This is a genomic window from Variovorax soli (assembly GCF_031454625.1).
In the GTDB taxonomy this organism is placed as follows: Bacteria; Pseudomonadota; Gammaproteobacteria; order Burkholderiales; family Burkholderiaceae_C; genus Variovorax; species Variovorax soli_A.
Genome location: NZ_JAVDRF010000001.1, coordinates 747,147 through 771,486, shown reverse-complemented (window position 1 = coordinate 771,486; position 24,340 = coordinate 747,147). Strand labels below are relative to the sequence as shown.

18 protein-coding genes are annotated in these 24,340 nt (G+C 69.7%); 8 read left to right on the top strand and 10 right to left on the bottom strand.

What is annotated here, in order from left to right:
- Nucleotides 1-139 precede the first annotated feature (139 nt).
- The 5 genes from J2739_RS03715 to J2739_RS03695 all read left to right on the top strand — a co-directional run bounded on the left by J2739_RS03715 (nt 140) and on the right by J2739_RS03695 (nt 5,326).
- Complete coding sequence (locus J2739_RS03715; protein ID WP_309898636.1) at nt 140-1,171, top strand: LacI family DNA-binding transcriptional regulator; 1,032 nt, start codon at nt 140-142, stop codon at nt 1,169-1,171.
- 141 nt (nt 1,172-1,312) lie between these two features.
- Nucleotides 1,313-2,272, top strand: a complete 960-nt coding sequence (locus tag J2739_RS03710; RefSeq protein WP_309898634.1) for a Bug family tripartite tricarboxylate transporter substrate binding protein — start codon at nt 1,313-1,315, stop codon at nt 2,270-2,272.
- Between the two features lie 7 nt (nt 2,273-2,279).
- On the top strand, nt 2,280-3,614 hold the full coding sequence (gudD, locus tag J2739_RS03705) for a glucarate dehydratase (protein ID WP_309898632.1): 1,335 nt from the start codon (nt 2,280-2,282) through the stop codon (nt 3,612-3,614).
- A gap of 23 nt (nt 3,615-3,637) precedes the next feature.
- Nucleotides 3,638-4,429 carry an HpcH/HpaI aldolase family protein gene (locus tag J2739_RS03700; RefSeq protein ID WP_309898630.1) on the top strand — a complete coding sequence of 264 codons (792 nt, stop codon included), beginning with the start codon at nt 3,638-3,640 and terminating at the stop codon, nt 4,427-4,429.
- 12 nt (nt 4,430-4,441) lie between these two features.
- Nucleotides 4,442-5,326, top strand: coding sequence for a 2-hydroxy-3-oxopropionate reductase (locus J2739_RS03695; protein WP_309898628.1), 885 nt, complete (start codon nt 4,442-4,444; stop codon nt 5,324-5,326).
- Between the two features lie 15 nt (nt 5,327-5,341).
- Here J2739_RS03695 and J2739_RS03690 read toward each other — a convergent pair whose 3' ends face one another.
- The 4 genes from J2739_RS03690 to J2739_RS03675 form a co-directional block, all read right to left on the bottom strand.
- Nucleotides 5,342-5,467 (bottom strand): hypothetical protein, encoded by a 126-nt coding sequence (locus J2739_RS03690; RefSeq protein ID WP_309898626.1) that lies wholly within the window; start codon nt 5,465-5,467, stop codon nt 5,342-5,344.
- 137 nt (nt 5,468-5,604) lie between these two features.
- A complete protein-coding gene (locus J2739_RS03685) occupies nt 5,605-6,606 on the bottom strand; it encodes a S1C family serine protease (RefSeq protein ID WP_309898623.1) in 1,002 nt (333 codons plus the stop codon).
- Nucleotides 6,607-6,684: 78 nt separating this feature from the next.
- Nucleotides 6,685-8,121, bottom strand: a complete 1,437-nt coding sequence (locus J2739_RS03680; RefSeq protein ID WP_309898621.1) for a cytochrome P450 — start codon at nt 8,119-8,121, stop codon at nt 6,685-6,687.
- A 60-nt stretch (nt 8,122-8,181) separates the two neighbouring features.
- Complete coding sequence (locus tag J2739_RS03675; RefSeq protein WP_309898619.1) at nt 8,182-8,835, bottom strand: GNAT family N-acetyltransferase; 654 nt, start codon at nt 8,833-8,835, stop codon at nt 8,182-8,184.
- A 218-nt stretch (nt 8,836-9,053) separates the two neighbouring features.
- Here J2739_RS03675 and J2739_RS03670 point away from each other — a divergent pair, with 218 nt between their 5' ends.
- Both J2739_RS03670 and J2739_RS03665 read left to right on the top strand, forming a co-directional pair.
- Nucleotides 9,054-10,598 carry a hypothetical protein gene (locus J2739_RS03670; protein ID WP_309898617.1) on the top strand — a complete coding sequence of 515 codons (1,545 nt, stop codon included), beginning with the start codon at nt 9,054-9,056 and terminating at the stop codon, nt 10,596-10,598.
- Nucleotides 10,595-14,347 (top strand): alpha/beta fold hydrolase, encoded by a 3,753-nt coding sequence (locus J2739_RS03665; RefSeq protein ID WP_309898615.1) that lies wholly within the window; start codon nt 10,595-10,597, stop codon nt 14,345-14,347. Before J2739_RS03670 ends, J2739_RS03665 begins: the two co-directional genes overlap by 4 nt.
- On the opposite strand, the gene J2739_RS03660 is transcribed toward J2739_RS03665, so the two are convergent.
- The 3 genes from J2739_RS03660 to J2739_RS03650 form a co-directional block, all read right to left on the bottom strand.
- Nucleotides 14,319-16,931, bottom strand: coding sequence for an ATP-binding protein (locus J2739_RS03660; RefSeq protein ID WP_309898614.1), 2,613 nt, complete (start codon nt 16,929-16,931; stop codon nt 14,319-14,321). The two genes, J2739_RS03665 and J2739_RS03660, sit on opposite strands and share 29 nt — an antisense overlap.
- 147 nt (nt 16,932-17,078) lie before the next feature.
- Nucleotides 17,079-19,259: a catalase HPII gene (gene katE / locus J2739_RS03655; RefSeq protein ID WP_309898612.1), complete on the bottom strand. Its 2,181-nt coding sequence runs from the start codon at nt 19,257-19,259 to the stop codon at nt 17,079-17,081.
- Nucleotides 19,260-19,295: 36 nt separating this feature from the next.
- The gene (locus J2739_RS03650; RefSeq protein WP_309898610.1) at nt 19,296-19,436 is read right to left on the bottom strand and encodes a hypothetical protein; all 141 of its coding nucleotides are present in this window, start codon (nt 19,434-19,436) and stop codon (nt 19,296-19,298) included.
- Between the two features lie 296 nt (nt 19,437-19,732).
- Here J2739_RS03650 and J2739_RS03645 point away from each other — a divergent pair, with 296 nt between their 5' ends.
- Nucleotides 19,733-20,551, top strand: a complete 819-nt coding sequence (locus J2739_RS03645; protein WP_309898608.1) for a transglutaminase-like domain-containing protein — start codon at nt 19,733-19,735, stop codon at nt 20,549-20,551.
- Nucleotides 20,552-20,554: 3 nt separating this feature from the next.
- Here J2739_RS03645 and ligD read toward each other — a convergent pair whose 3' ends face one another.
- From ligD to J2739_RS03630, 3 genes are all read right to left on the bottom strand, one after another.
- The gene (gene ligD, locus J2739_RS03640; protein ID WP_309898606.1) at nt 20,555-22,147 is read right to left on the bottom strand and encodes a non-homologous end-joining DNA ligase; all 1,593 of its coding nucleotides are present in this window, start codon (nt 22,145-22,147) and stop codon (nt 20,555-20,557) included.
- A gap of 10 nt (nt 22,148-22,157) precedes the next feature.
- Nucleotides 22,158-23,120, bottom strand: coding sequence for a non-homologous end joining protein Ku (gene ku / locus J2739_RS03635; RefSeq protein WP_309898604.1), 963 nt, complete (start codon nt 23,118-23,120; stop codon nt 22,158-22,160).
- A gap of 123 nt (nt 23,121-23,243) precedes the next feature.
- A complete protein-coding gene (locus tag J2739_RS03630) occupies nt 23,244-24,170 on the bottom strand; it encodes a hypothetical protein (RefSeq protein WP_309898602.1) in 927 nt (308 codons plus the stop codon).
- Nucleotides 24,171-24,340: the final 170 nt, after the last annotated feature.

Sequence of the window (24,340 nt, the reverse complement as noted above, 5' to 3'; positions counted from 1 at the left end):
GTTGACTCTACTGCGCGATGCATACGGAAGCATTCACCAGAAGCACTAGCCGAAAGGAGTTCCCAGCGCCGCGCAGCAGCGCTCGCGGCCGCGGTGCCGAAGCTCCGGACGGTAGCGCTATCACCCCTAGAATCACACCATGAACACCGAGGCTTCTCCCGCCCGCCGCAACCGCCGCGGCAGCGGCGCCGTCACCCTGCACGACGTGGCCAAGCTGGCCGGCGTCGCGCCCATCACGGCGTCGCGGGCGCTCAACACGCCGGCACAGGTCTCTCCCGAGGTGCTCAGGAAGGTGACGGACGCCGTCGCCCGCACAGGCTACGTGCGCAACGGCCTGGCCGGCGGCCTGGCGTCCACGCGCAGCCGGCTGGTGGCCGCGGTGGTGCCGACGATCGCGGGGCCGGTGTTCCTGCAGACCATCCAATCGCTCACCGAGGCGCTAGCCGAGCATGGCTACCAGCTGATGCTGGGCCAGAGCGGCTACACCGAATCGCGCGAGGACGCGCTGCTGGAAGCCATCATCGGCCGCCGGCCCGACGGCATCGTGCTGACCGGCATCCTGCATTCGGTCGAAGGCCGGCGGCGCCTGCTGGCGGCCGGCATCCCGGTGGTCGAGACCTGGGACCTCACGCCGACGCCGCTGGACATGCTGGTGGGCTTTTCGCACGCCGAAGTGGGACGCGCGGTGGTCGATTTCCTGCGCGCAAAGGGGCATCGCCAACTGGCGGTGGTAGCCGGGGACGACGAACGCTCGCGGCGGCGTCACCAGGCCTTCCGCGATGCGGCGCGCGCTGCCGGCCTGCCCGAGGTGCCTTTGATCTATGTTCCCGCGCCGACGACGCTGAAGAGCGGACGCGCCGCCCTCGCCGAGCTGCTGGCGACCACGCCGGGGATCGAGGCGGTCTTCTGCAGTTCCGACCTGCTGGCGCTGGGCGTCATGACCGAGGCCCAGGCGCGCGGGATCGCGGTGCCGCAGCAGCTGGCGGTGGTGGGCTTCGGCGACCTGGAGTTCGCAGCCGACCTGCACCCGGCGCTGAGTACCGTGCGCATCGACAGCGCGGCGATCGGGCGGCAGGCGGCACGCTTCATCGTGGAGCGGGCGGAGGGCCGCGAGGTGACCGAGCGGGTGGTCGACATCGGCTTCTCCATCGTCGAGCGGGCCAGCGCCTGATACGGAAAAACCCTGAGCCGTCGGCACTTGACGCGACGAACGGTAGCGCTACCATATGGCTTGCTATTTGGTAGCGCTACCATTTGCCGACCACCTCAGGCGGCAATCCTCCTTCCCACGTTTTTCCCGGAGACACGCCCTATGAAGAAACTGCTCGGCGCACTGGCCATCGGAATGGCCGCCTGCCTCGCCCACGCCCAGGAATGGCCCCAGAAACCGGTGACGCTGGTCGTCCCCTTCCCGGCCGGCGGCTCCACCGACATGGTGGCGCGCGCGATCACGCCCAAGCTCACCGAAAAGCTCGGCCAGCCTTTCCTGGTGGACAACAAGGCCGGCGCCACCGGCACGATCGGTGCGACCTTCGTCAAGCGCGCGCCCGCCGACGGCTCCACCTTTCTCGTCACCTCGCTCGGCCCGCTGGTGATCGCACCGCACCTGATCAAGGGCCTGCAATACGACCCGCTGAAGGACTTCGACCTCATCACCGTGGCGGTGCAGGCGCCCAACGTGCTGGTGGTGCCGGCCGGCTCGCCGCACAAGACCGTGGCCGACGTGATCGCCTACGAGAAAAAGAACACGGGCAAGATGACCTTCGCCTCTTCGGGCAACGGCTCCAGCGACCACCTCACGGCCGAGCTGTTCTGGCAGCAGACGGGCACCACCGGCCTGCACGTGCCCTACAAGGGCGGGGCGCCGGCCATCACCGACCTGCTCGGCGCTCAGGTCGACGCCTCCTTCCAGAACGTCAACGCGGTGTTCCCGCACATCAAGAGCGGCAAGCTCAAGGCGCTGGCGGTGACCGGCGAAAAGCGCTCGCCCGTGCTGCCGGAGGTGCCTACCATGGCCGAGGCCGGCGTGAAGAACGTCGAGGTCTACTCGTGGCAGGCCATCGTCGCGCCGAAGGGCCTGCCGCCCGCCGTGCGCGCCAAGGCGAGCGAGGCGATGGTGGCGGCGCTCAACGAGCCGGCGGTCAAGCAGCAGTTCACCGCGATTGGGCTCGAGGTCGTCGGCAACACGCCGGCCCAGTTCGCTACTTTTCAGAAACAGGAGTTCGATCGCTGGAAGAAAGTGATCGAGACCGGCAAGATCACGATCGATTGAGGCCCCCATGTCCAGTAACGCCACCCCCGTCATCACCGAACTGCGCGCGATCCCGGTTGCCGGCCGCGACAGCATGCTGCTCAACCTGAGCGGCGCCCACGGTCCTTTCTTCACCCGCAACCTGCTGGTGCTGACCGACAGCGCCGGCCGCACCGGCGTCGGCGAGGTGCCCGGGGGCGAGAAGATCCGCCAGACGCTGGAAGACGCGCGGGCGCTGGTCGTCGGCCAGCCCATCGGCGCGCACCAGCGGGTGCTGCAGCAGGTGCAGAAGAAGTTCGCCGACCGCGACAGCGGCGGGCGAGGCCTGCAGACCTTCGACCTGCGCACCACCATCCACGCGGCGACGGCCATCGAGTCCGCCTTGCTCGACCTGCTGGGCCAGCACCTGGACGTGCCGGTGGCCGCGCTGCTCGGCGAAGGCCAGCAGCGCGACGCGGTGGAGATGCTGGGCTACCTCTTCTACGTCGGCGACCGCGACAAGACCGACCTGCCCTACGCGCGCGAGGCCGATGCCGCCGACGACTGGTCGCGCCTGCGCCACGAGAAGGCGATGACGCCCGAGGCCATCGTGCGACTGGCCGAGGCCGCGCGGGCGCGCTACGGCTTCAACGATTTCAAGCTCAAGGGCGGCGTGCTGCGCGGCGAGGAAGAGATCGAGGCCGTGAGCGCGCTGCACGCGCGCTTTCCGCAGGCCCGCGTCACGCTGGACCCGAACGGCGGCTGGCTGCTGAAGGACGCGATCCGGCTGATGCGCGACATGCGCGGCGTGGTTGCCTATGCCGAAGACCCCTGCGGCGCCGAAGACGGCTTCTCGGGCCGCGAGGTGATGGCCGAGTTCCGCCGCGCGACGGGCCTGCCGACCGCGACCAACATGATCGCCACCGACTGGCGCCAGCTCAGCCACGCGCTGTCGCTTCAGTCGATCGACATTCCCCTGGCGGACCCGCATTTCTGGACCATGGCCGGCTCGGTGCGCGTGGCCCAGACCTGCCGGGACTGGGGGCTGACCTGGGGCTCGCATTCCAACAACCACTTCGACATTTCGCTGGCCATGTTCACGCACGTGGGTGCCGCGGCGCCGGGGCGCGTGACCGCCATCGACACGCACTGGATCTGGCAGGACGGCCAGCGCCTCACCACGGAGCCGCTCAAGATCGAAGGGGGCCTGGTGCAGGTGCCGAAGAAGCCCGGCCTGGGCGTCGAGCTGGACATGGCCGAGGTCGAGAAGGCGCACCAGCTCTACAAGCAGCATGGCCTGGGCGCGCGCGACGATGCCACGGCGATGCAATACCTGATCCCCGGCTGGACCTTCGATCCGAAGCGTCCCGCCTTCGTCCGTTGACCCACCTCCTTGAAGGAAGCCCGATGAGAGAGAACCGCCTGCGCACGCTGTGGAAGTCCGGGGGCGCCGCCGTCAACGGCTGGCTCGCCATCCCCAACGGCTTCTCGGCCGAGACCATGGCCCACCAGGGCTGGGATTCGCTGACCATCGACCTCCAGCACGGCGTGGTCGACTACCAGGCCATGGTCGGCATGCTGCAGGCCATCTCCACCACCGACACCGTGCCCGTGGTGCGCGTGCCGTGGCTGGAGCCGGGCGCCTTGATGAAGGCGCTGGACGCAGGCGCCTACGGGGTGATCTGCCCGATGGTCAACACGCGCGAGGACGCCCAGCGCCTGGTGGCATGGACGCACTACGCGCCGCGCGGCACGCGCAGCTTCGGCCCGGTGCGCGCGCTGCTTTACGGAGGGGCCGACTACCCGCAGCACGCCAACGACACCATCGTCAGCTTCGCGATGATCGAGACCGCGCAGGCGCTCGACAACCTGGATGCCATCCTGTCGGTCGAGGGCCTCGATGCGGTTTACATCGGTCCCTCGGACCTGTCGCTCGCGCTCGGCTGCCGGCCGGCTTTCGACGATGTGGACCCGCCGGTCGAGCAGGCCATCGACCACATCCTTGCGCGTGCCAAGGCGCACGGGCTGGTCGCCGGCATCCACAACGGAAGGCCCGACGTGGCGCTCGCGCGCATCGCCAAGGGCTTCCAGTTCGTCACCGTGAGCTCGGACGCGCGGCTCATGGCCGCAGGCGCACAACAGACGCTCGCCGCGATGCGCACCGCGCCCGCGGCCACGCCCTCCTCCTCCACCTACTGAAAGGACATCGACATGAAGATCGGATTCATCGGCCTGGGCATCATGGGCGCGCCGATGGCGCAGAACCTGATGCAGGCCGGCCACGAGATGATCGTGCGCACGCGCAGCAAGGTACCGGATGCGCTGAAGGGCGCCACCGTCTGCAAGACCAATGCCGAGGTCGCGCGCGCGGCCGAGGTCGTCATCCTCATGCTGCCGGACACGCCCGACGTGGAGCAGGTGCTGTTCGGCGAAGAGGGCGTGGCCGCCGGCCTGTCGAAGGGCAAGCTCGTGATCGACATGAGCTCGATCTCGCCCATCGACACCAAGCGCTTTGCCGCGAAGATCAACGCGCTCGGCTGCGACTACCTGGACGCGCCGGTCTCCGGCGGCGAGGTGGGCGCCAAGGCCGCCAGCCTCACCATCATGGTCGGCGGACCCGAGGCCGCCTTCGAGCGCGCGAAGCCGCTGTTCGAGAAGATGGGCAAGAACATCACGCTCGTCGGCGGCAATGGCGACGGCCAGACCACCAAGGTGGCCAACCAGATCATCGTGGCGCTCAACATCGCGGCAGTCGGCGAGGCGCTGGTGTTCGCGAGCAAGGCGGGCGCCGATCCGGCCAAGGTGCGGCAGGCGCTGATGGGCGGCTTCGCGGCCAGCCGCATCCTGGAAGTGCACGGGGAGCGCATGATCAAGCGCACCTTCGACCCGGGCTTCCGCATCGCGCTGCACCAGAAGGACCTGAGCCTGGCGCTGTCCGGCGCCCGTTCGATGGGGGTGTCGTTGCCGCAGACGGCCTCGGCCGCGCAACTGATGCAGTCCTGCGCCGCGCACGGCTGGGACCAGCTGGATCACTCGGCCCTGGTCAAGGCGCTCGAGCAGATGGCGGCGCACCCGGTGGCGCCGGACGGCGCGTAGACCCGCCGGGCCGCGTCAGCCGCGCAGGTACGACAGCGCGAAGAGGATGGCGGCCAGGCCGATCCCGGCGCGCGTGATGTAGGTCCCGAGCCTGGCGGCGACCGGGTCTTGCGGCTGCAGGCTGGCGTGCTTGGTGTTCATGGCGTCGAACTCCTCGAGAAGATGCGATGCCATGCTAGGCCCGGCGCACGCGCTTGCCTATCGGCCCAACGGTCCACCGGCCGGCGAGCCTGGTGCCATTCGTGCAATGCGTCACCATTGCGCGACGCGCTTGCGCCTCAACCCGCACGCACCGGCTGCATGCGCTCCTGCGGCGTCACGGTTCGCGTGAGCTGCCGCCCTTCGCGCAGCAGCGACACCTGCACCGCACGCCCGATGCGCGCGGCGTCGAGCAGGCGCAGCAGGTCGTCGGCCCCGCCCACCACCACTCCGTCCAGCGCGAGCAGGATGTCGCCCACGCGCAGCCCGGCCTGCTCTGCTGCGCCGCCGGCCAGCACCTCGCCGATGCGAACCGCATTCGGCCCCGCCTGCACGGCCAGGGCCACGCGCCGCGACAGCGGAACCGTCTGCGCCGCGATGCCCAGGTGGGCGCGCCGCACGCGCCCGTGGGCGATGAACTCGCCGATCACGAAGCGCGCCGTGTTGCTGGAGACCGCGAAGGCCAGGCCCTGGGCGCCTGCGATCATGGCCGTGTTGATGCCCACCACCTGCCCGGAGGCGGCCACCAGCGCGCCGCCGGAGTTGCCCGGGTTGAGGGCCGCGTCGGTCTGGATCACGTCGTCGATCAGGTGCCCGCTCTGCGAGCGCAGGGAGCGGCCGAGCGCGGAGACGATGCCGGCGGTAATGGTCGACTCGAAGCCCAGAGGGTTGCCGATGCCGACCACCAGGTGACCGCGCCTGAGCAGCTTGGAGTCGCCGAGCGTCGCGACGCTCGCGCCGCGCGGCAGTTCGGCACGCAGCAAGGCGAGGTCGGTGGCGGGATCGTCGCCGAGCACTTCGGCGTCGCGTTCGCCGCCGTCCGCCAGGCCGATCCGTGCGCGCCGCGCGCCGGCCACCACGTGGCTGTTGGTCAGCACCAGGCCGTCGCCGGCAATGACCACGCCGGAGCCGAGTCCACCGCGGCGGCCGGGCGCCGAATTCTGTACCCGCACCACCGCCGGGCCGACGCGGTCGGCCACTTCGGCGACGGCACGGGAATAGGCGTCGATCAGCGCCTCCTGCGCGGGCCCGAGCGGGGCGCCGTCCGGCGGTTCGATGGATGGGGAAGCGGCGTCGAGCATCTGCTTCAGATGGCCGCATTGTCCGAAGGCGCAAGAGCAAGCGCACCTGCCCGGGTGGGCAGGTCTCAACCCCGGTTGCTAGCCCCGCTCGCGCAGCCGCAACTTCAGCCCCACCGGCGACATCGTGAACGCCAGCCGCTCCTGCACCTCCGGGCCTTCGCCGCTCGATACCTCGGCGATCTCGAAGGCGCCGAGCAGCATCGCCGCCACCATCTTCATCTCCGACAGCGCGAGGTAGCGGCCGGGACAGGTGCGCGGCCCGGCGCCGAAGGGCATGGCGACGCGCTTGGACGAGCCCGCGGCGCGGCCCGGCCCCTCCCCGTCGAGCCAGCGTTCCGGCCGGAAGGCCTGCGGATCGGCGAAGTGCGCGGCACTCACGGCCGCGGGACGCATCAGGCACATCACCGGCGTGCCGGCAGGCACGGCCACGCCGTCGACCACGGTGTCGCGCACCGCCTCCTGGATGAGCAGCGGCGCGACCGGCTTCAGCCGCATCGTCTCGTGGGCGCAGGCTTCCACGAAATCGAGTCGGCTCAGCTGCTCATGGGTCGGATGGGATTGCGTGCCGAGCACGCGGCGGACTTCCTCGGCGGCCCGTTGTGCGGCCTCGGGGTGGCGATGCAGGAGCCAGATCATCCAGGCCAGCGTGTTGGCCGTCGTGTCCTCGCCGGCCAGCAGCATCGTCAGCATGTTCCCGGAAACGTCCTCGTCGCTCAGGTCGGAGCCGGGACGGTCGCGCTCGGCGACCATGGCTTCGATGAGGTTGCGGGGGTGCTCGCGCAGTTCAGGCTCGTCGGCGAGCCGTTGCCGCGCGGCAGCGATGAAGCCGTTCACCGCGCCGTGCACTGCCGCCAGGTCCGCTTCCACCGCCCGGTCGCGCCGCGTCAGCCAGCGCGGCAGCGGCGACAGCACGCGCTTGGCCAGGGCGGGCAGCAGCGTGTCCAGGTGCTGCTGGATCACCTCTTCGTCCGACTCCAGGGTGTTGATGTCGGTGCCGAAGGCCAGGCCGGCGGTGACGTCGACGGTGAACCGCATGAGGTCCGCCTGAAGGTCGATCGCCTGCCCTGCCTGCGCGGCCCGGCGCCAGCGGCCCTCGAAACGCTGCGTGACCTTCACCAGCGTGGGATGGAAAGCCTTGATGTGGGTCGGGTCCAGGCCGCGCAGCACCATGGGCCGGTGCCGCCTCCATTCGTCGCCATTGACGGTGAACAGGCCGTTGAAGCCCAGCGAGCGAGCGGCCGCATTGAGCTTCGCGCTGCGCCGGAATCCGTCCGGGCGGTCGCGCAGCACCGCGGCGACTGTTGCCGGATTGGAGATGACGACGAACTCGCGCGAGGCGATGCGGAAGCGATAGGTCTCGCCGTATTCGCGCGCCCACTGCTCGACCTTCTGGTGCAGGCGTTCGCGCTCGATCTGGAGGGCATTGCCCAGCAGGGGCACGCCGCGCGGCCCCGGCAGCTCGCGGATGCGCCGCAGGGGTGCGCCCGCACGCGGTTCATCGGTGGTGATCGCCATGTCGGTCCCTTCGTGCGCCGGCGTGCCAGAAGCGCGGCATCTTATCCCCCGCGGCGCTGCTCAGAAGCCGAACTGGAAGAACTGGTTGTTCAGCCATCGCCGCAGCATATCCACGGCCCGCGGCGCGGGCGCCGGAGGCACCCGAGAGGCCACGCTGCGCTCCATGCGCAGCACCAGCCGATCGGCACCCGGGGCACCCGCGACGAAGCCCATGCGCTGCATGAAGCGGATCGCCCGGCGGTTGGACGCGGGCACCTCGCAAACCAGCCGGCGCAGGCCGGCATGGCGCGCTGCCTCGAGCAGGAGATCGAGCAGCTGGTCCGCCAGCCCCTGCCCCTGCCAGCTGTCGGCCACCACGAGCGCCAGCTCCGCGCTGTCGCCGTCCGCGGCGACGTCGTAGCGCGCCTCCCCGATCAGCTCCTCGTCGTGGTCCAGCCGGAGCGTGGCGACGAAAGCGACATGGCGAACGCCATCCACGTTGACCAGGTCCACCAGCATGGCCGGCGAGCAGGCTGCCTCCAGGCCGCGGCCGAAGCGCTCGCCACGCGATGCCGCCGACAGCCTGGCGAAGAAGGCGCCGAAGCGCTTCGCATCGTCGGAGCGCACGGCGCGGAGCTGGGCCGGCGCGCCGTTGCGCAGCCGCACGTGCCGCGGCAGTCCCACGGCGCGTCGCGTTGCGGCGATGGCTGCGGCAGGGCAGGTGTTCACGTTCATGGCGCAATTCCGTTGGCTTGTGAAAAGAGCCGCAAGCTTCTCGTGCCGCCGGCCTTCCAGTCCTTAAGTGGTACTGAAGCGTCCTGAAGCCGGCTTCAGGCGGTTGCCCGCCCCTCGAATTTCAGAACGTTTAAGGGCCGCATTCATGATTCGGGGGCCGCCTTCGGCGACAGTTCCGGCATGGGCCCGGCCGGGTCCGACCGATCCGCCCACGAACCATGGCCCTGAAAGCACCACGCTACGTCTGCCTGTCCGACCTTCACCTCGGCGCGGCCTACAGCACCCTGACCTACGCCGACGCGCAGGGCCGGCCCGACCCCACCCGCCCCAGCGAAACCCAAGTGGCCTTCGGAATCGCCTTGCGCCAGCTGCTGTCCGCCATGGACGGGCCGCCGCCCACGCTGGTGCTGCTGGGCGACGTGCTCGACCTGGGCCTGTCCCCGATGGGCGACGTGGCGGCGGCCTTCCGGTGCTTCGTCCAGACCGTGATGCAGGAGGGCGGCCGCCCGGTGTTCGCCCCGCGCGTGCTGTACGTGCCCGGCAACCACGACCACCATCTCTGGCGCATCGCGCAGGACCAGCAGTACCAGGACGCGCTGGAGCAGGGCCGCGTCCAGGACGACCTGATCAAGCACACCGCGCTGTTCGAGCCCGCCGGCGAGGAGGCCGAGGCCTCGCGCATCGGCTCGGCGATGCTGACCCGGCTCGCGTCACGCTGCCCGGGGCTGGCCGACGCGCGGGTGGACATCGCCTACCCGAACCTCGGCCTGCTCGATGCGTCGCGCCGCCGCTGCGTGGTCCTGCACCACGGGCACTACATCGACCCGATGTACCGGGTGATGACGATGCTGAATGCGCAGGCCCCGGGTCGCAGCGCGGGACGCAATCCCGCCTCCGTGACGGTCTCGGACCTGGAGGGCCAGAACGGCGCCTGGGTCGATTTCATGTGGTCCGACCTCGGCAGCTCCGGCCTGACCGGCGCCGGCGCCGGCAAGCTCTACGAGGTGATGCGCGATGCCGCCGCGTCGCACGATTTCTCGCAGCGGCTGGCCGCCCTGCTGGTGGCCAAGCTCGACCAGAACTTCGGCATGAGCGGGAGCACGGACGTGTTCCACGGCGTCACGGTCAGCCAGCTCGTGCTCGGCGCGCTCGACGCGACGCTGGGCCGGGGCGCCGAGTCGCAGCGCGACGGCTATGCCGAAGTGATGAGCGCGGACGACGTGGCGGACCTGCGCTGGTACCTGTCGGGGCCGGTCAAGCTGCAGCTGGAGCACGCCGGGCTCACGCCCGCGGCGCTGGATTTCAGCTTCGTCTTCGGCCACAGCCACAAGCCTTTCGAGGACGAGCTGCCGGTGGCGGGGTTCGATCGGCCGGTCGGCATCTTCAACACCGGTGGCTGGGTGATGGACCAGCCCACCATGACCAGCACGCAGGGCGCCTCGGCCATGTTCATCGACGAGGCGCTGAACGTGGCGTCGCTGCGGCTGTTCAACGATCCGGTGAACGGGCGCATCCCCCCCGTGCACGCACGCGGCGTCGGCGGCTTCCGCGACCGGGACAACCCGATGCTGGAGGCGCTGACCGCTGGCGTCGAGCGCAGCGCGCCGGCCTGGGAGACCTTCTCGCGCAATGCGCAGCAGGCCACCCAGAGCCGCGCCACGCTGCTGCTCGACGAGTTCTTCAACGCCTCGGTCGGGGTGATCGCAAGCGCGCGGGCCGGGATGCAGGCCCGGGCCGGGGCCAAGGCAAAGGCGAGCGCATGACGATCCAGCCCATTTCCCTCTCGCTCGACGACATCGCGCCCCACTACACGGTGGTCGTGGTGGGTTCGGGCTACGGCGCCGGCGTGGCCGCTTCGCGCCTGGCGCGCGCCGGCCAGACGGTCTGCGTGCTGGAGCGCGGCCGCGAGATCCTGCCCGGCCAGTTTCCGAACGACCTCCCCACGGCGCAGGCGGACATGCAGATCGACGGCGCGCGCGGCAAGCTCGGCGCCGCCGACGGCCTCTACAACCTGCACCTGAACGACGACATGCTGGCGATGGTGGGCTGCGGCCTGGGCGGCACCTCGCTGATCAATGCCAACGTCGCGCTGGAGATCGATCCGCGCCTGTTCGATGCGACGCCCTGGCCGGCCGAGTTCCGCCGCGACCCGAAGCTGCTCGACCCCTATATCGCACGCGCACGGGAAATGCTCGACCCCTCGCCCTACCCGGCGGATTCGAAAGACTTCCCGCCGCTGAACAAGCTGCTGGCGCTGCAGAAATCGGCCGCGACGATGAAGAAGCCGTTCAAGCGCCCGCCGATCGCGGTCAACTTCGTCGACCAGGTGAACCCCTTCGGCGTGGCGCAGCCGCGCTGCAACCTGTGCGGCGATTGCACCAGCGGCTGCAACGTGGGTGCGAAGAACACCACGCGCATGAACTACCTGCCAGACGCGCACGGCCACGGCGCGCAGATCTTCACCGGCGCGCGGGTGAGCCACGTCGAGCGCGACGGCGCGCGCTGGCGGGTGGTCTTCGACGCGGTCGCCTTGCGCGGCGCGGCCGGGCCGGCCGGTGCGGGCCGGCGCAGCGTCACCGCCGACGTGGTGATGCTCGGCGCCGGCGCGCTGGGCTCGACCGAGATCCTGCTGCGCTCCAAGGCGAACGGCCTGCCGCTGTCGGACCGGCTCGGCCAGCGCTTCTCCGGCAACGGCGACGTGCTCGCCCTGGGCTACAACAGCTACTGGCAGTCCGATGCCGATGCGAAGGGCGAGGCGGTCCAGCGCAACATCAACGGCGTGGGCCTGGGGTGCAACGAAGTCGCGCCCGCCGACCTGCCCGGCCCGTGCATCACCGGCGTGATCGACATGCGCCAGACGCCCGAGGTGGGCGACGCCCTGGTGATCGAGGAAGGCGTGATTCCCGGCGCGCTGGCCCCGATGCTGACGCCGGCGCTGTTCTTCGCCGACGCGATGCTGGGTGGCGAGTTCGCCTACGGCGCCTCGCAGGCCAAGCCGCGCCTGCTCGACGCCCAGGCCCTCGGCGAGGCGGTGCAGAACGACCCCGGCAGCATGACGCGGCTGGCTTACACCGGCGCGGTGGCCCGCACGCAGACCTACCTGGTGATGAGCGTGGACGACGCGGCCGGCCGCCTGCACCTCGAGGACGACCGGCTGCGCATCGACTGGCCGAAGGCCGGCGAGAGCCCCACCATCGTCAAGGACGAGGCGTGGCTGCGGGCTGCCAACGATGCGGTGCGGGGCCAGTTCATCCCGAATCCGCTGTCGAGCGAATCGCTCGGGCGCAAGCTGATCACGGTGCATCCGCTCGGCGGCTGCGGCATGGGCGACAGCGCCGGCGAGGGCGTGGTCAACCACCAGGGCCAGGTGTTCTCGGGCAACGAGGGCGAGGCGGTGCACGAGGGCTTGTACGTCTGCGACGGCGCGGCGCTGCCGGGCGCGGCGGGCGTGAATCCGCTGCTGACCATCACCGCGCTGGCCGAGCGCGCCTGCCAGAAGCTGTGCGACGCGCGCGGCTGGGCGATCGAGCTCGGCCTGGCACCGCGCCAGGCCTTGCCGGCGCACAGCAGCGCGGCCGCGCCGCCTGCCGCAAAGTCTTCGGGCCTGCTGGAGCGGCTGCAGCAAGAGATCTCGACGATCGCCCACAACGCCGAAGCGCTGCTGCAGAGCGCGGCCGGCCATCTCGAAACGGGCGCCGTCGAGCTGGCGAAGCACGCGATCAAGCTGCTCATCGAGAAGGACCCGGCGCTGCTGAGCCCGAGCTTCCAGTTCACCGAAACCATGCAAGGCTGGATCAGCACCGAGGCAGTGGTCGCGCGCCGCGACACGGCGCGGCGCATCGCCGACGACTACGAAGTCGCCAGCGCCTGGGGCCGCGTGCGCAACCAGCCGATGCACTTCGAGCTGACCATCCATACCGACGACCTCTACGGAATGGTCTCGGACCCCACGCACGCCGCCACCATCTCCGGCACCGTCACCTGCCCGGCGCTGTGGCACGCGCCCATGCCTGTCGCGAGCGGCGTGTTCCACCTCCTGCCCGCCGACGCGCAGCGCGTGGAGACCTGGACGATGACCTACGAGATGATGCTGCAGCGCGGCGACGCGCGGCTTCGCTTCAAGGGCCACAAGGTGCTGCACCAGCGGCCCGGGTCCTCACCCTGGACCGATACCACCACGCTGTTCGTGCGGGTGCACGACGTGGAGCAGGCCGACAGCCCGCTGGTCGCGCAGGGCATCCTGACGCTCGATCTCGAAGACCTGCTGCGGCAGGCGTTCTCCATCCGCCTCGAGCCGCCGACGAATCTGCTGGGCGAGCTCGAGCAGCACGTGCCGGCCGCGCGCGACGCCATCAACGCCGTCTACCTGGCCAAGTTCGGCGGCTTCTTCGGCACGACGCTGTTTCGCGCGTACGGCGGCTTGCTGTCGGACCTGAACAATTTCCCGGCACTCGACCTGCCGCAACTGCAGCGGCGCGCGCTGCACGCGCCGGCGCCGGTGCCGCACAGCGTGGATGTCGGCGACGGCTTCAAGATCAAGCTCACCCGCTATGCGGGGGGCGCGCGCGGGCCGGTGGTGCTGGCACCGGGCTTCTCGGTGCGGGCCTCGTCCTTCGCCACCGACACCGTGGAGCAGAACCTGGTGGAAGCGCTCTGTGCGAAGGGCTACGACGTGTGGCTGTTCGACTACCGGGCCAGCCCCGATTCGGGCAGCCCGATCGCCCCCTTCACCATCGACGACATCGCGCGCATCGACTGGCCGGCCGCGGTGCGCTTCATCCTGGCGGCGACGGGCGCGCGGGACTTGCAGGCGATCGCGCACTGCGTCGGCTCGATGAGCCTGCTGATGGCCCTGCTCGACGGCATGACCGGCGTGCGCTCGATCGTCAGCTCGCAACTGACGCTGCATCCGGTGACCAACTGGCTCAACCATGCCAAGGCCGACCTCGGGCTGGCCCGGATGCTGGAAAGCTATGCGCCGCTGGAGGACCGCTTCGACAGCGTGCCCGGCACCACCGACCTGGACCGCGAGATCGACACGCTGGCCTGGAAGGTGCCCGTTCCCGCCGGCGAGGAATGCAAGAACCCGCTGTGCCGCCGCGTGTTCTCCATCTTCGGCCCTTCGTACACGCATGCGCAGTTGAACAACGCCACCCACATCGCGCTGGCGGAAATGTTCGGCTGCGTATCGCTGCGCCCCTTCGAGCAGCTGAGCCTGATGATGCAGCAGGCCAAGGCAGTGGACAGCGAGGGGCGCGACGTCTACGTGGTGCCGGAGAAGGCGGCGCGGCTGGCGCTGCCGATCAGCTTCGTGGCCGGGGCCGGCAACGAGCTCTTCTTCCCGGAAACCTGCATCCGCACGCAGCGCTGGCTGGCGGCCCACAACGACCCGGCGCTCTACACCCGCCACATCTTCGACGGCTATGCCCACATGGACCTGTTCATCGGGCGCGATGCGGCGCGGGACGTCTTTCCCTACCTGATCACGCAGCTCGAGCGTGGGGATCGCTGAGTTGCCCGGACACCAGCGCCACTGTGGCGTCCTCGTCGAGCCCCGCCCCTTCCAGGCGCCAGGCCTCGACGTCCGCGGCCGGATGGCCGGCGCCGATGAGTGCCAGGGCGGCGGCCAGCGTGCGCTCGTCGCTGGGCGAGCGCCGCTCGCCGCGACGCTGGCGCGCGGCATCGTCGCAGCCGACCAGGAGCGCGGCCTCGCGCAGCCGGCCCCGGCGCGCGGCCAGCAGTGCCAGCATGCCGGTGAAGTGACGCAGCCCCACCGATCGGCGGCAATGCGGCAGGCTGCGCAGCACCTGGGCCTGGGCCTCGTCGAGCGCACCTTGGCCGGTCAGCGCATGCGCATACCAGTTCAGCGCGAAGGCCATCATCTGCGCGTCGGCCAGCGGCGAGCGCTGCAGATGGTCGATGAGCCCGCGGAACTGGGCGACCGCCTCGTCCACGTGCCCCAGTTCCTGGTGCATGGCGGCCAGGTTGTTGAGCACGTGGAACAGCGTTCGCGCGTTGCCTTCCGAGCGCACATGCGGCAGCGCCTGGGTGAAGGCGGCCAGCGCCTGGACCGGCTGGTCCTGGTAGCGCCGCACCATGCCCGTGCAGTACAGCAAGGTGCCCTTGAAGGCGCGCAGGCCGGGCTGCTCGACCAGCTTGCGGCATTGCGCCAGCCTGCGCTCGGCCTTGTCGAAGTCGCCGCTCACGGCGGCCACGTAGGCGCTCGAACACAGGCTGAGGGCGAGCAGGCCGTCCGGCGGCTGCCGCTCGAAAATGTCACAGGCCCGGTCGAGCAGCTCCACGCGCCGCTGGACGCCGACGCCGCCATGCAGCCCGACCAGCGCCAGGCCCAGGCTGAACTCGGCCACCACCTGCGCCGGCGTGGACTCGTCGATCAGGGGCTCGGCCATCAGCATCCAGCGCAGGCACTCGGGATAGCGGCCGGCCTGGTACATCAGCACGGCGGCCACGTTCACCAGGTCGAGCGCCACGGCGGCATCGCCGCCCGGCCCGCAGGCCCATTCGATCGCGCTGCGCAGGTTGTCGATCTCCGGGGTGCAGGCCAGCACCCACTGGTCCACCGTTTCGGCGCCCTGACGGCCCGCGTAGACGCGGCGGTCGAGCGCCGCGTGCATGCAGCGCGCATGCCATTGCCGCAGGGTGTCCCATTCGCCGGCCGCCTCCAGCTGCTCGCGCGCGTAGGCGCGGGCGGTCTCCAGCAGGCGGTAGCGCGGCACCGGCCCGGCATCGACCACGACGATCGACTTGTCGACCAGATTGCCGAGATGGTCCAGCACCGCCCAGACGTCGATGTGCTCGTCGCACGCGACCTGCTGCGCCAGTTCGAGGCCGAAGCCGCCGACGAACACGCCGAGCCGGCGGAACACCTTCTGCTCGTCCGGGCTCAGCAGGGCATGACTCCAATCGAGCGTGGTACGCAAGGTGCGATGGCGCGTGGGCGCATCGCGCACGCCGTTCTTCAGCACATGCAGGCGCTGGGCCAGGTGCTGCCGCACGCCCTGCACGCCCAGGAGCGGCACGCGCGCGGCGGCGAGCTCCAGCGCCAGCGGCAGGCCGTCGAGCTCGCGGCAGATGTCGACCACCGCATCCAGGTTGCCTTCGTCGAGTCGGAAACCCGGCTGCGTGGCGCCGACCCGGGCGACGAACAGGGCCACCGCGCCGTGCGTCGCCGCATCGGCCAGGACGGCATGGTCCGGCACGGCCAATGCACCGAGCCGCACTGGCCGCTCGGTGGCCAGTTTCAGGGGCTCCTGGCTCGTGACCAGGACATGCAGCAGGGGCACGGCTTCGAGCAGCTGGCCCACGAGCGCGGCCACGGCTTCGATCAGGTGCTCGCAGTTGTCCAGCACGAGCAGTTCGTGGCCGCGCAGGCGCTCGGCCAGCTCGAAGGCCGGGTCCGACCGGCCGGGCAGGTGGATGCCCAGGGACAGCGCCACCGCGCCGGGCAGCGCGGCCGGGTCGGAGACGGAGGCCAGCTCCACCATCCAGGCGCCGTCCCGGAAGCGATGCGCCACCTGGCGGGCCACGGCGCGCGCCAGGCTGGTCTTGCCGATGCCGCCCGGGCCCAGCAGGCTGAGCAGCCGATGCGCCTGCACCTGCGCGTGCAGCATTGCCAGCTCCGTATCCCGGCCCAGCAAAGGAGGCAGCAGCGCAGGCAGGTTGCCGGTGTCCGAGCGCAGGGACCGGGCGGCTGAAGCCATCGGAGCGCCCCGGGTGTTCAGTGCAGGCGCACCGGCGCGCACGGCAGCGGGAGGGACGGATGCGGGCAGGGCATCCAGCGCGGCAGCGAAGCGATACCCTCGGCCTGGAATCGTGACGATGGCCTTGGGCCCCAGCAGCTTGCGAAGGGCGCTCACGTGCACCTGGAGGTTGTTTTCCTCCACCACCACGTCCGGCCACACCATTTCGAGCAGCTCGTTCTTGGTCAACATCCGCTCGCGGTGGGCAATCAGGGCCGAAAGCACATCGAACGCCCGGGCGCCCAGGGGGGCCGGCTGGCCTTCTACCAGCAGTTGACGGGTGGAAGGGCGCAGTTCGATGTTGTCGAAGCGGTAGATCGAATCATTGGGAAGCACGAGCAACCTCAAGCGGTATGAACACTGGCAAACCCAGGTTTGTAACCGCGTCGGTCGAAAGTAACAACTCCGGTAACAATTGTTGCCTGGACCAGCGGCCAGGCCGCCCCGGCGCCCGACGGGCGTGCCGCGGGCCGGCGCGCAAGTCTAGGCGGGAACGCCGTCGAGGTTCGCCCGGTCCCAGTGGCGGTGCTTCGCGATGGCCGCGATGAACTCGTGCGCGATCTTCAGGGCGGCCGTGTTGTCGCCGAGGTTGGTGGTCGGCGTGGTGGCCACGACCATCCCGGCCGGGTACGACCTGGCGCCGGCGCCGATGCCCAGGGTTGCCAGCAGCTGCACGCCCTCGCCCACGGTGCAGATCGCCTTGCAGTGCTTGTAGGCCTCCAGCACGAAGTGCACCGCGTCGCCGTTGCGCGCCAGCGCCTCGCAGCCCTGTGCGCCGGCCGGCACCAGCACGGCGTCGAACATCACCGAGGGCATGTTCTGGAAAGTGGCGTCCACCTCGAGCTGCCGCCGGGACGCGCTGGTGACGGTGCCCAGCCGCGGCGCCACCACCTTGCACTGCGCGCCGGCCTGCTCGAGCGCCTCGCGGATGGGCTTGAGCGACGCCGAGTCGATGCCGTCCGTGGCCAGGATCGCGACCTGGCGGGTCTTGATCGAGCCGTCGCCGGTGTCGGCCATGCGTAGCGCCGCCGATTCCTCGAGGGGCAGCTTCATCCGGTGCTCGCGATAGCCCGCGCGGCCGGCGGCGGCCTTCGGATCGGGCGCGCCGATGCCCAGCGGCTCGGCCACGCGGCGCGCCAGCTTCTCGTCGACCAGCGCGAGGTTGTCGACCATGCGCTGGCGGATGATCGCCCCCGCCACCTTCGAGAGCTCGAAGCGGAAGGCCGCGATGATGTGCTCCTTCTCGGCCGCGCTCTGGCTGTTGAAGAACAGGCGCGCCTGCGTGAAGTGGTCGTCGAAGCTCGGGCTGCGGCGGCGCAGCTTGGGCGTCGCGATCTCTTCGGGGAAAGACTGGAAGCCGGCGCTGCCGCCGTCGATGCGGAACTCCCTGCCGTCGTTCAGCGAGTGCGGCTCGTAGGCCACATGGCCGCGCGTGATGGTCTGGCGGTGCATGCCGTCGCGCTGGAAGTTGTGGAAGGGACAGACGCTCCTGTTGATCGGCAGCTCATGGAAATTGGGCCCGCCCAGCCGCGAGAGCTGCGTGTCGGTGTACGAGAACAGCCGCCCTTGCAGCAGCGGGTCGTTGGTGAAATCGATGCCGGGCACCAGGTGGCCCGGATGGAAGGCGACCTGCTCGGTCTCGGCGAAGAAGTTGTCGGGGTTGCGGTTGAGCACCAGCCGACCGATGCGCTGGACCGGCACCATCTCCTCGGGGATCAGCTTGGTCGGGTCCAGCAGGTCGAAGGGCAGCGAATGCTCCTTGTCCTGCGGGATCATCTGCACGCCCAGCTCCCATTCCGGGAAGTCGCCGCGCGCGATCGCCTCCCACAGGTCGCGTCGGTGGAAGTCCGGGTCCTTGCCGGCGATCTTCTGCGCTTCGTCCCAGGCGAGGCCATGGATGCCGAGCTTGGGCTTCCAGTGGAACTTGACGAAGTGGCTCTCGCCGCGCGCATTGACGAAGCGGAAGCTGTGCACTCCGAAGCCCTCCATCATGCGCAGGCTGCGCGGGATGGCGCGGTCCGACATGATCCACATCAGCATGTGGGTGGTCTCGGGCATGAGCGAGGCGAAATCCCAGAAGGTGTCGTGCGCGCTGGCGGCCTGCGGCATCTCGTGGTGCGGCTCGGGCTTCACGGCGTGGATCAGGTCGGGGAACTTGATCGCGTCCTGGATGAAGAACACCGGGATGTTGTTGCCCACCAGGTCGTAGTTGCCCTCGCGCGTGTAGAACTTGACGGCGAAGCCGCGCACGTCGCGCACCGTGTCGGCCGAGCCGCGCGAGCCGGCCACGGTCGAGAAGCGCACGAAGACCGGCGTCTTGACGGAAGGGTCCTGCAGGAAATCGGCCGAGGTGAACTGCGACATCGACTTGTAGACCTCGAAGTAGCCGTGGGCCGCCTCCCCTCGCGCATGCACCACGCGCTCGGGGATGCGCTCGTGGTCGAAGTGCGTGATCTTTTCGCGCAGGATGAAGTCTTCGAGCAGCGAGGGGCCGCGCACGCCGGCGCGCAGCGAATTGTGATTGTCCGGGATCTGGACGCCCTGGTTGGTCGTGATCCGCGGCGCGTTCTCGGCGGTCGACGCGGCCAGCTGGTCCTGCTTCTCGTTGCTGCCGTCGGTCGGCTTGGGGCGGCGGCTGCCCGCGCTCTTGTTCGTTGGCGTCATCGGGAGTTCTTTCGGTGGTCCCGGAGCGCCGCGGCATCAGCCGGCATCGAAGAAGACGTCCAGGGCGTTGACCACGACCGCCAGGCCGACGATGCCGGCCACGCCTGCCACGGTCCAGATGATGAGATCGTCGATCCAGGGTGCATCGAGGACGCTGAGCAGCGTGGAAAGCTCCATGGTTCTCTCCGTGTCATGGTGGTGGGCAAACTCTCGGGTCCGGATGCGTGGCGGGCGCGGCCGGCAAGGCGGCCGCATGCGAGGTAGGAGCTTAGGCGGGTCGCCGCTGCCGCACCGTAGTGGCCCCGCACCGGCGTCTGTGGGAGGTCCCAGCGGGCCGCGGTAGGACCGCACTGACGGATTTGAAAGGCGGCCTACGCACCTTCGCGCGACGGCCCACGCACAAAGGGAGCACGGCCGCTTAGGATCTTTCTTCGTCCTGGCACACCCTCACCTTCTCCCATCTCGCATCGCTCATGCTCATCCGAATCGGCTTCGACATCGAACTCACCCTGAGCTCGCCGACCGCCCTGATCTACATGCTGCAGGTGCACCCTTCGCGCGCCGGCGACGTGCTGGGCGACGAGAACATCACCATCAGTCCGCCGCTCGCGACCGACTTCTACCGCGATGCCTTCGACAACGAATGCGCACGCGTGCGCGTGCCCGCGGGGGTCGAGCGGGTGCGCTTGCGCAACGAGGCGCAGGTCTTCGACTCCGGCTGGCCCGACCCGATCGACTTCGGCGCCGTCGAGCACACGCCGGACCAGCTGCCTGTGGAGACCCTGCGCTTCCTGCTGCCCAGCCGCTATTGCGAAGTGGATGGCGAGCTGCTGGGCTTCGCGTGGCGCAGCTTCGGCAACGTGCCCAAGGGCTGGCCGCTGGTGCAGGCGATCTGCGACTACGTGCACCAGCACCTGGTCTTCGACTACCAGCGCGCGCGCCCCACGCGCACCGCGCTGGAGGCCTGGCGCGAGCGCGCGGGCGTGTGCCGCGACTTCACCCACCTTGCCATCACGCTGTGCCGCTGCATGAACGTGCCGGCACGCTACGTCACCGGCTACCTGGGCGACATCGGCATACCGCCGGTCCCTTACCCGATGGACTTCAGCGCCTGGTTCGAGGTCTACCTCGGCGACCGCTGGTGGGCCTTCGATGCCCGCCACAACCAGCCGCGCATCGGCCGCATCATGATCGCGCACGGCCGCGACGCGGCGGATGTGCCGATCACCATGGTGTTCGGCGAGCACACGCTGGAGCGCTTCGAGGTGGTGACGGAGGAAGTGGTGGGCTGAGGCTCAGGGCGCATCCGGGGGCGTGTAGCCCATGTGCTTCATCGCCGCAGCCAGCCCCTTGCGGCTCTTCTCCATCGCCGCCCAGGGCTTGTTGCCGATGGCCAGGCGCTCGCCGATCGCGCGCACCGTCCAGTGTGCGGCGCCTTGCAGCATCGGCAATTCGTCCCACTCGATCGGCACGGACACGCCAAGCCCCGGCCGCGAGCGCGCCGACCAGGCGCTCACCGTGGTCGCGCCGAAGCCGTTGCGCAGGTAGTCGACGAAGATCTTGCCGACGCGGTTGCGCGGTCCGCTCTTGGCGACGAAGCGGTCCGGGATGGTTTCTGCCAGGTGGATCACCAGCGCCTGCGCGAAGCCCTTGACCGCCTCCCAGCCGTAGTGCCGCCGGATCGGCACCACCACGTGCATGCCCTTGCCGCCGCTGGTCTTGAGGAAGGCCGGCAGCGCCAGCTCGTCGAGCAGGGTCTTCACCAGCAGGGTGGCCTCCTGCATCGTCGCCCATTCGACGCCCTCGCCCGGATCGAGGTCCAGCGTGATGCGGTCGGGCCGGTCGATCGCGTTGGAGGTGGCGTTCCAGGTGTGCAGCTCCAGCACGTTCATCTGCGCAGCGGAGAGCAGCCCGCGCACGCTGTCGATCTGCAGCAGCGGCTCGTGCTCCGGGTCGAGCGCGGGGTCCAGCAGCTTCACGCCCTGCATCTCGTTCTGGTTCGCGTGCTTCTGGAAGAAGAGCTCGCCGCCCACGCCCTCGGGTGCGCGCACCAGCGCGACCGGACGGCCCTTGAGGTGCGGCAGCATGAGCGCTCCGACCTGGTCGTAGTAGGCGACCAGCTCGCCCTTGGTGACGCCGCTGGTCTTGTCGATCACGCGCTCGGCATGGGTGATGTGCAGTGCCTTCATCGAGGGGCTCGCTTCGGGGTCGGGATGGGGGGCGGCCGCGGCCTGCTTCCGCGGCGCTGGCGCGCGGGGGGACGCGGGGACGGGCGCCGGGTCGGCCTTGCGCCCGTAGGTCACCTCCGGTGGATGATCGACGTCGCGGCCGCTCAACACGCTGTCGGGCTCGGCCTCGACGATGTCGTAATCGGCGAGCGGACGCGCATGCGCATCCTGCTCCTTGATCAGCAGCCAGGGTTCCTGCTTCTCGCCCTTGCCGCGCATGCGCACCAGCGTCCAGTGGCCGCGCAGCTTGTTGCCGCGCAGCTCGAACTTGAGCTTGCCTTCGGCCAGTCCGCGGCGCGCATCGCCCTCGGCCTGCCATTCGCCGCGGTCCCAGACGATCACCGTGCCCGCGCCGTACTGCTGCGGCGGGATGGTGCCTTCGAAGCCGGCATAGGACACCGGGTGGTCCTCCACATGCACCGCCATGCGCTTGACCGACGGATCGAGGCAGGGGCCCTTGGGCACGGCCCAGCTCTTCAGCGTGCCGTCGAGCTCGAGCCGGAAGTCGTAGTGCAGTTGGCGGGCATGGTGCTTCTGCACCACGAAGGAATCGCCGCGCTGACTGCCGCGGCCGACCTGGTGCGGCTCCGGCGTCTTCTTGAAATCGCGCTTGCGCCGGTAAGGCGCCAGCGCTTCGCTTGCACGTGGGCTTCTGGCCACGCCGGCAACCTCAGGCGGCCTTGCGGCGTGCCGCCGCCTTGCGGGCCGGTGCGCGCTTGCCGGCAGCGCGCCTGGCGGCCGGCTTGCGCGTCCTGGCGGGCGCTTTTTCCTCGCCGCCTTCATCCTCGGCGTCCGCAGCCTTGCTGCCTTTGCGCAGGCTGCGCTGCAGCAGCTCGGTGAGGTCCAGGATCTTCGCGCTCGGGCGGGCTTCCTGCTCTTCGACGGGGCCGAGCTTGGCCACGGCTTCGGTCTTGCCGGCTTCGATCTTGCGGTCGACCAGCCGCAGGATCTCGTCCTTGAAGGAGTCCTTGAACGACTCGGGGTCCCAGTCCGAGCTCATGTCCTCGACCAGCTCGGTGGCCATCTTGAGCTCGCGCTCCGCCAGTCCAGCCTTCTTGGCATCCTCGGCAGGCAGCGGCAGGTCCTTCCAAGGACGGATGTCCTCGCCCCAGCGCAGCAGGTTCAGCACCAGCCCCGGGCCGACGGGCACCAGGGCCGCGAGATGCTGTTTGGTCTGGATCACCACCCGCGCCACGCCGATGCGGCCAGTGCGCTGCAGGGTTTCGCGCAACAGCGCATAGACCTTGCCGCCGCGATTGATCGGCGCGAGGTAGTAAGGCCGCTCGAGGTAGACGAAGGGAATGCTGTTGGCCGGAACGAAGGTCTCGATCTCGATCGTCTGCGTGGTGCGCGGATAGGCGTCGGAGATCTCCTTGTCGCTCAGCACCACGTACTGGCCGTCCTCGACCTCCACGCCCTTGACGATCTGCTCGCGCGCAATCTCCTTGCCGGTCTTCTTGTTGACGCGCTTGTAGCCCACCGGGTCCATGCTGCGCTTGTCGAGCCAGTCGAAGTCGATGCTGTGGTCGACGGTGGCCGAATAGAGCGCCACGGGGATGTGGACCAGGCCGAAGCTGATGGCGCCCTTCCACAGGACGCGCGGGGCGGGGGTCTTGGTCTTCGAGGCAGGCATGGCGATTCTCCGGAACGCTACCCTAGGCGGCCGGGGCGGGGGCGGATGTAGGAACGCGGCGGGGGCCTGCGTCAGGGCCGGGCGTCTCGGGCGGCGGCATCGAGCTCGCGGCGCCACGGGGAATCAAGTTCGATCCGGTTCCCCGTAACGGCTCAAGACGATGCCCTGAACGATCTTTCGCTGCGGCGTGCATGGCGAGATGCGCCTCCAGCGCTCGACGCAATCTGCTCGCAGGGCCGCAATGTCGGCGGGCCACTCACGGGGCAGCAGCTGGGCCAGGCGCTTCGTGAACCCCATCGGGCAACCCCGGTAGGTGAAGAGAAACAACACAGTGGCGAGATGCGCCGCCGGCACGTCGCGCGAGCCCACATCGGTCACCCCCGTCCAAGCGAACTTCAGCAAGGTTGTGGCGAGAGACTGCGACGCAATCGATTTGAGGTGGGCGACATACCCCACCATGCGGTGAAAAGAATCCAGTTGACCCAGCTCCGCGAGATGGATTGACTCGTTGTCGATCTGAGCGCGCATCCGGTGGGTTTCAAATGCCTTCGCGAGGACCGTGCCGGACTTGTCCGATCGCTGGTTTTCCGGTGCAGCCATGCTCTGCGGAGCCGGGATCCGCGTCTGCGTCCGCAGCGGGCGCAACGGCCGCGGCATGGGGCCGGGCGGCAGCATCTCCTCCACGAAAGTCCAGGCTCGTTCACCGGGGTGCTCAGCGCCTGGCGGATGGACGAGGCACCCATGCGCCTGCACCCGAAGAGGATGCGGCGGCTGGAGATGCAGGCCTTCGGAGTGAAGGTGGCGCAGGTGCGCGGGGGACCGGGGATGTGCAAAGGTGCCGCCCTCGCGGAGTGCCGCTTCTTCAGTGCGCTGCCGCTTGCTCGAACGGAGGTCCTGATCCTGCTCGACTGGCAATCGTTCGAGCCCATGCTCGAATTCGTCTTCGTCGAACGATTCGTCATCCGCCGGAATGAGATGCCTGCGCATCGGGTTCTCGATCGGCAGAGGTGGCGGAAACTCGCGCACGAGTGCGTTCGGCACGAATTCCATGATCGGCGTGAGAGCAGGGATGGTGGTGGGAAAGAGGCGGCCTTGCAAGCCGCTCGCGCGAACGGCATTTCTGAGTGGCCACGGATCCTGAACGACCGGCACTGGTTGCTGGCCTTGCTGCGCTTCTACCGCGTTCCGGGGGCGCGGCGAGCTTGGGGCTTGTTGAAGGT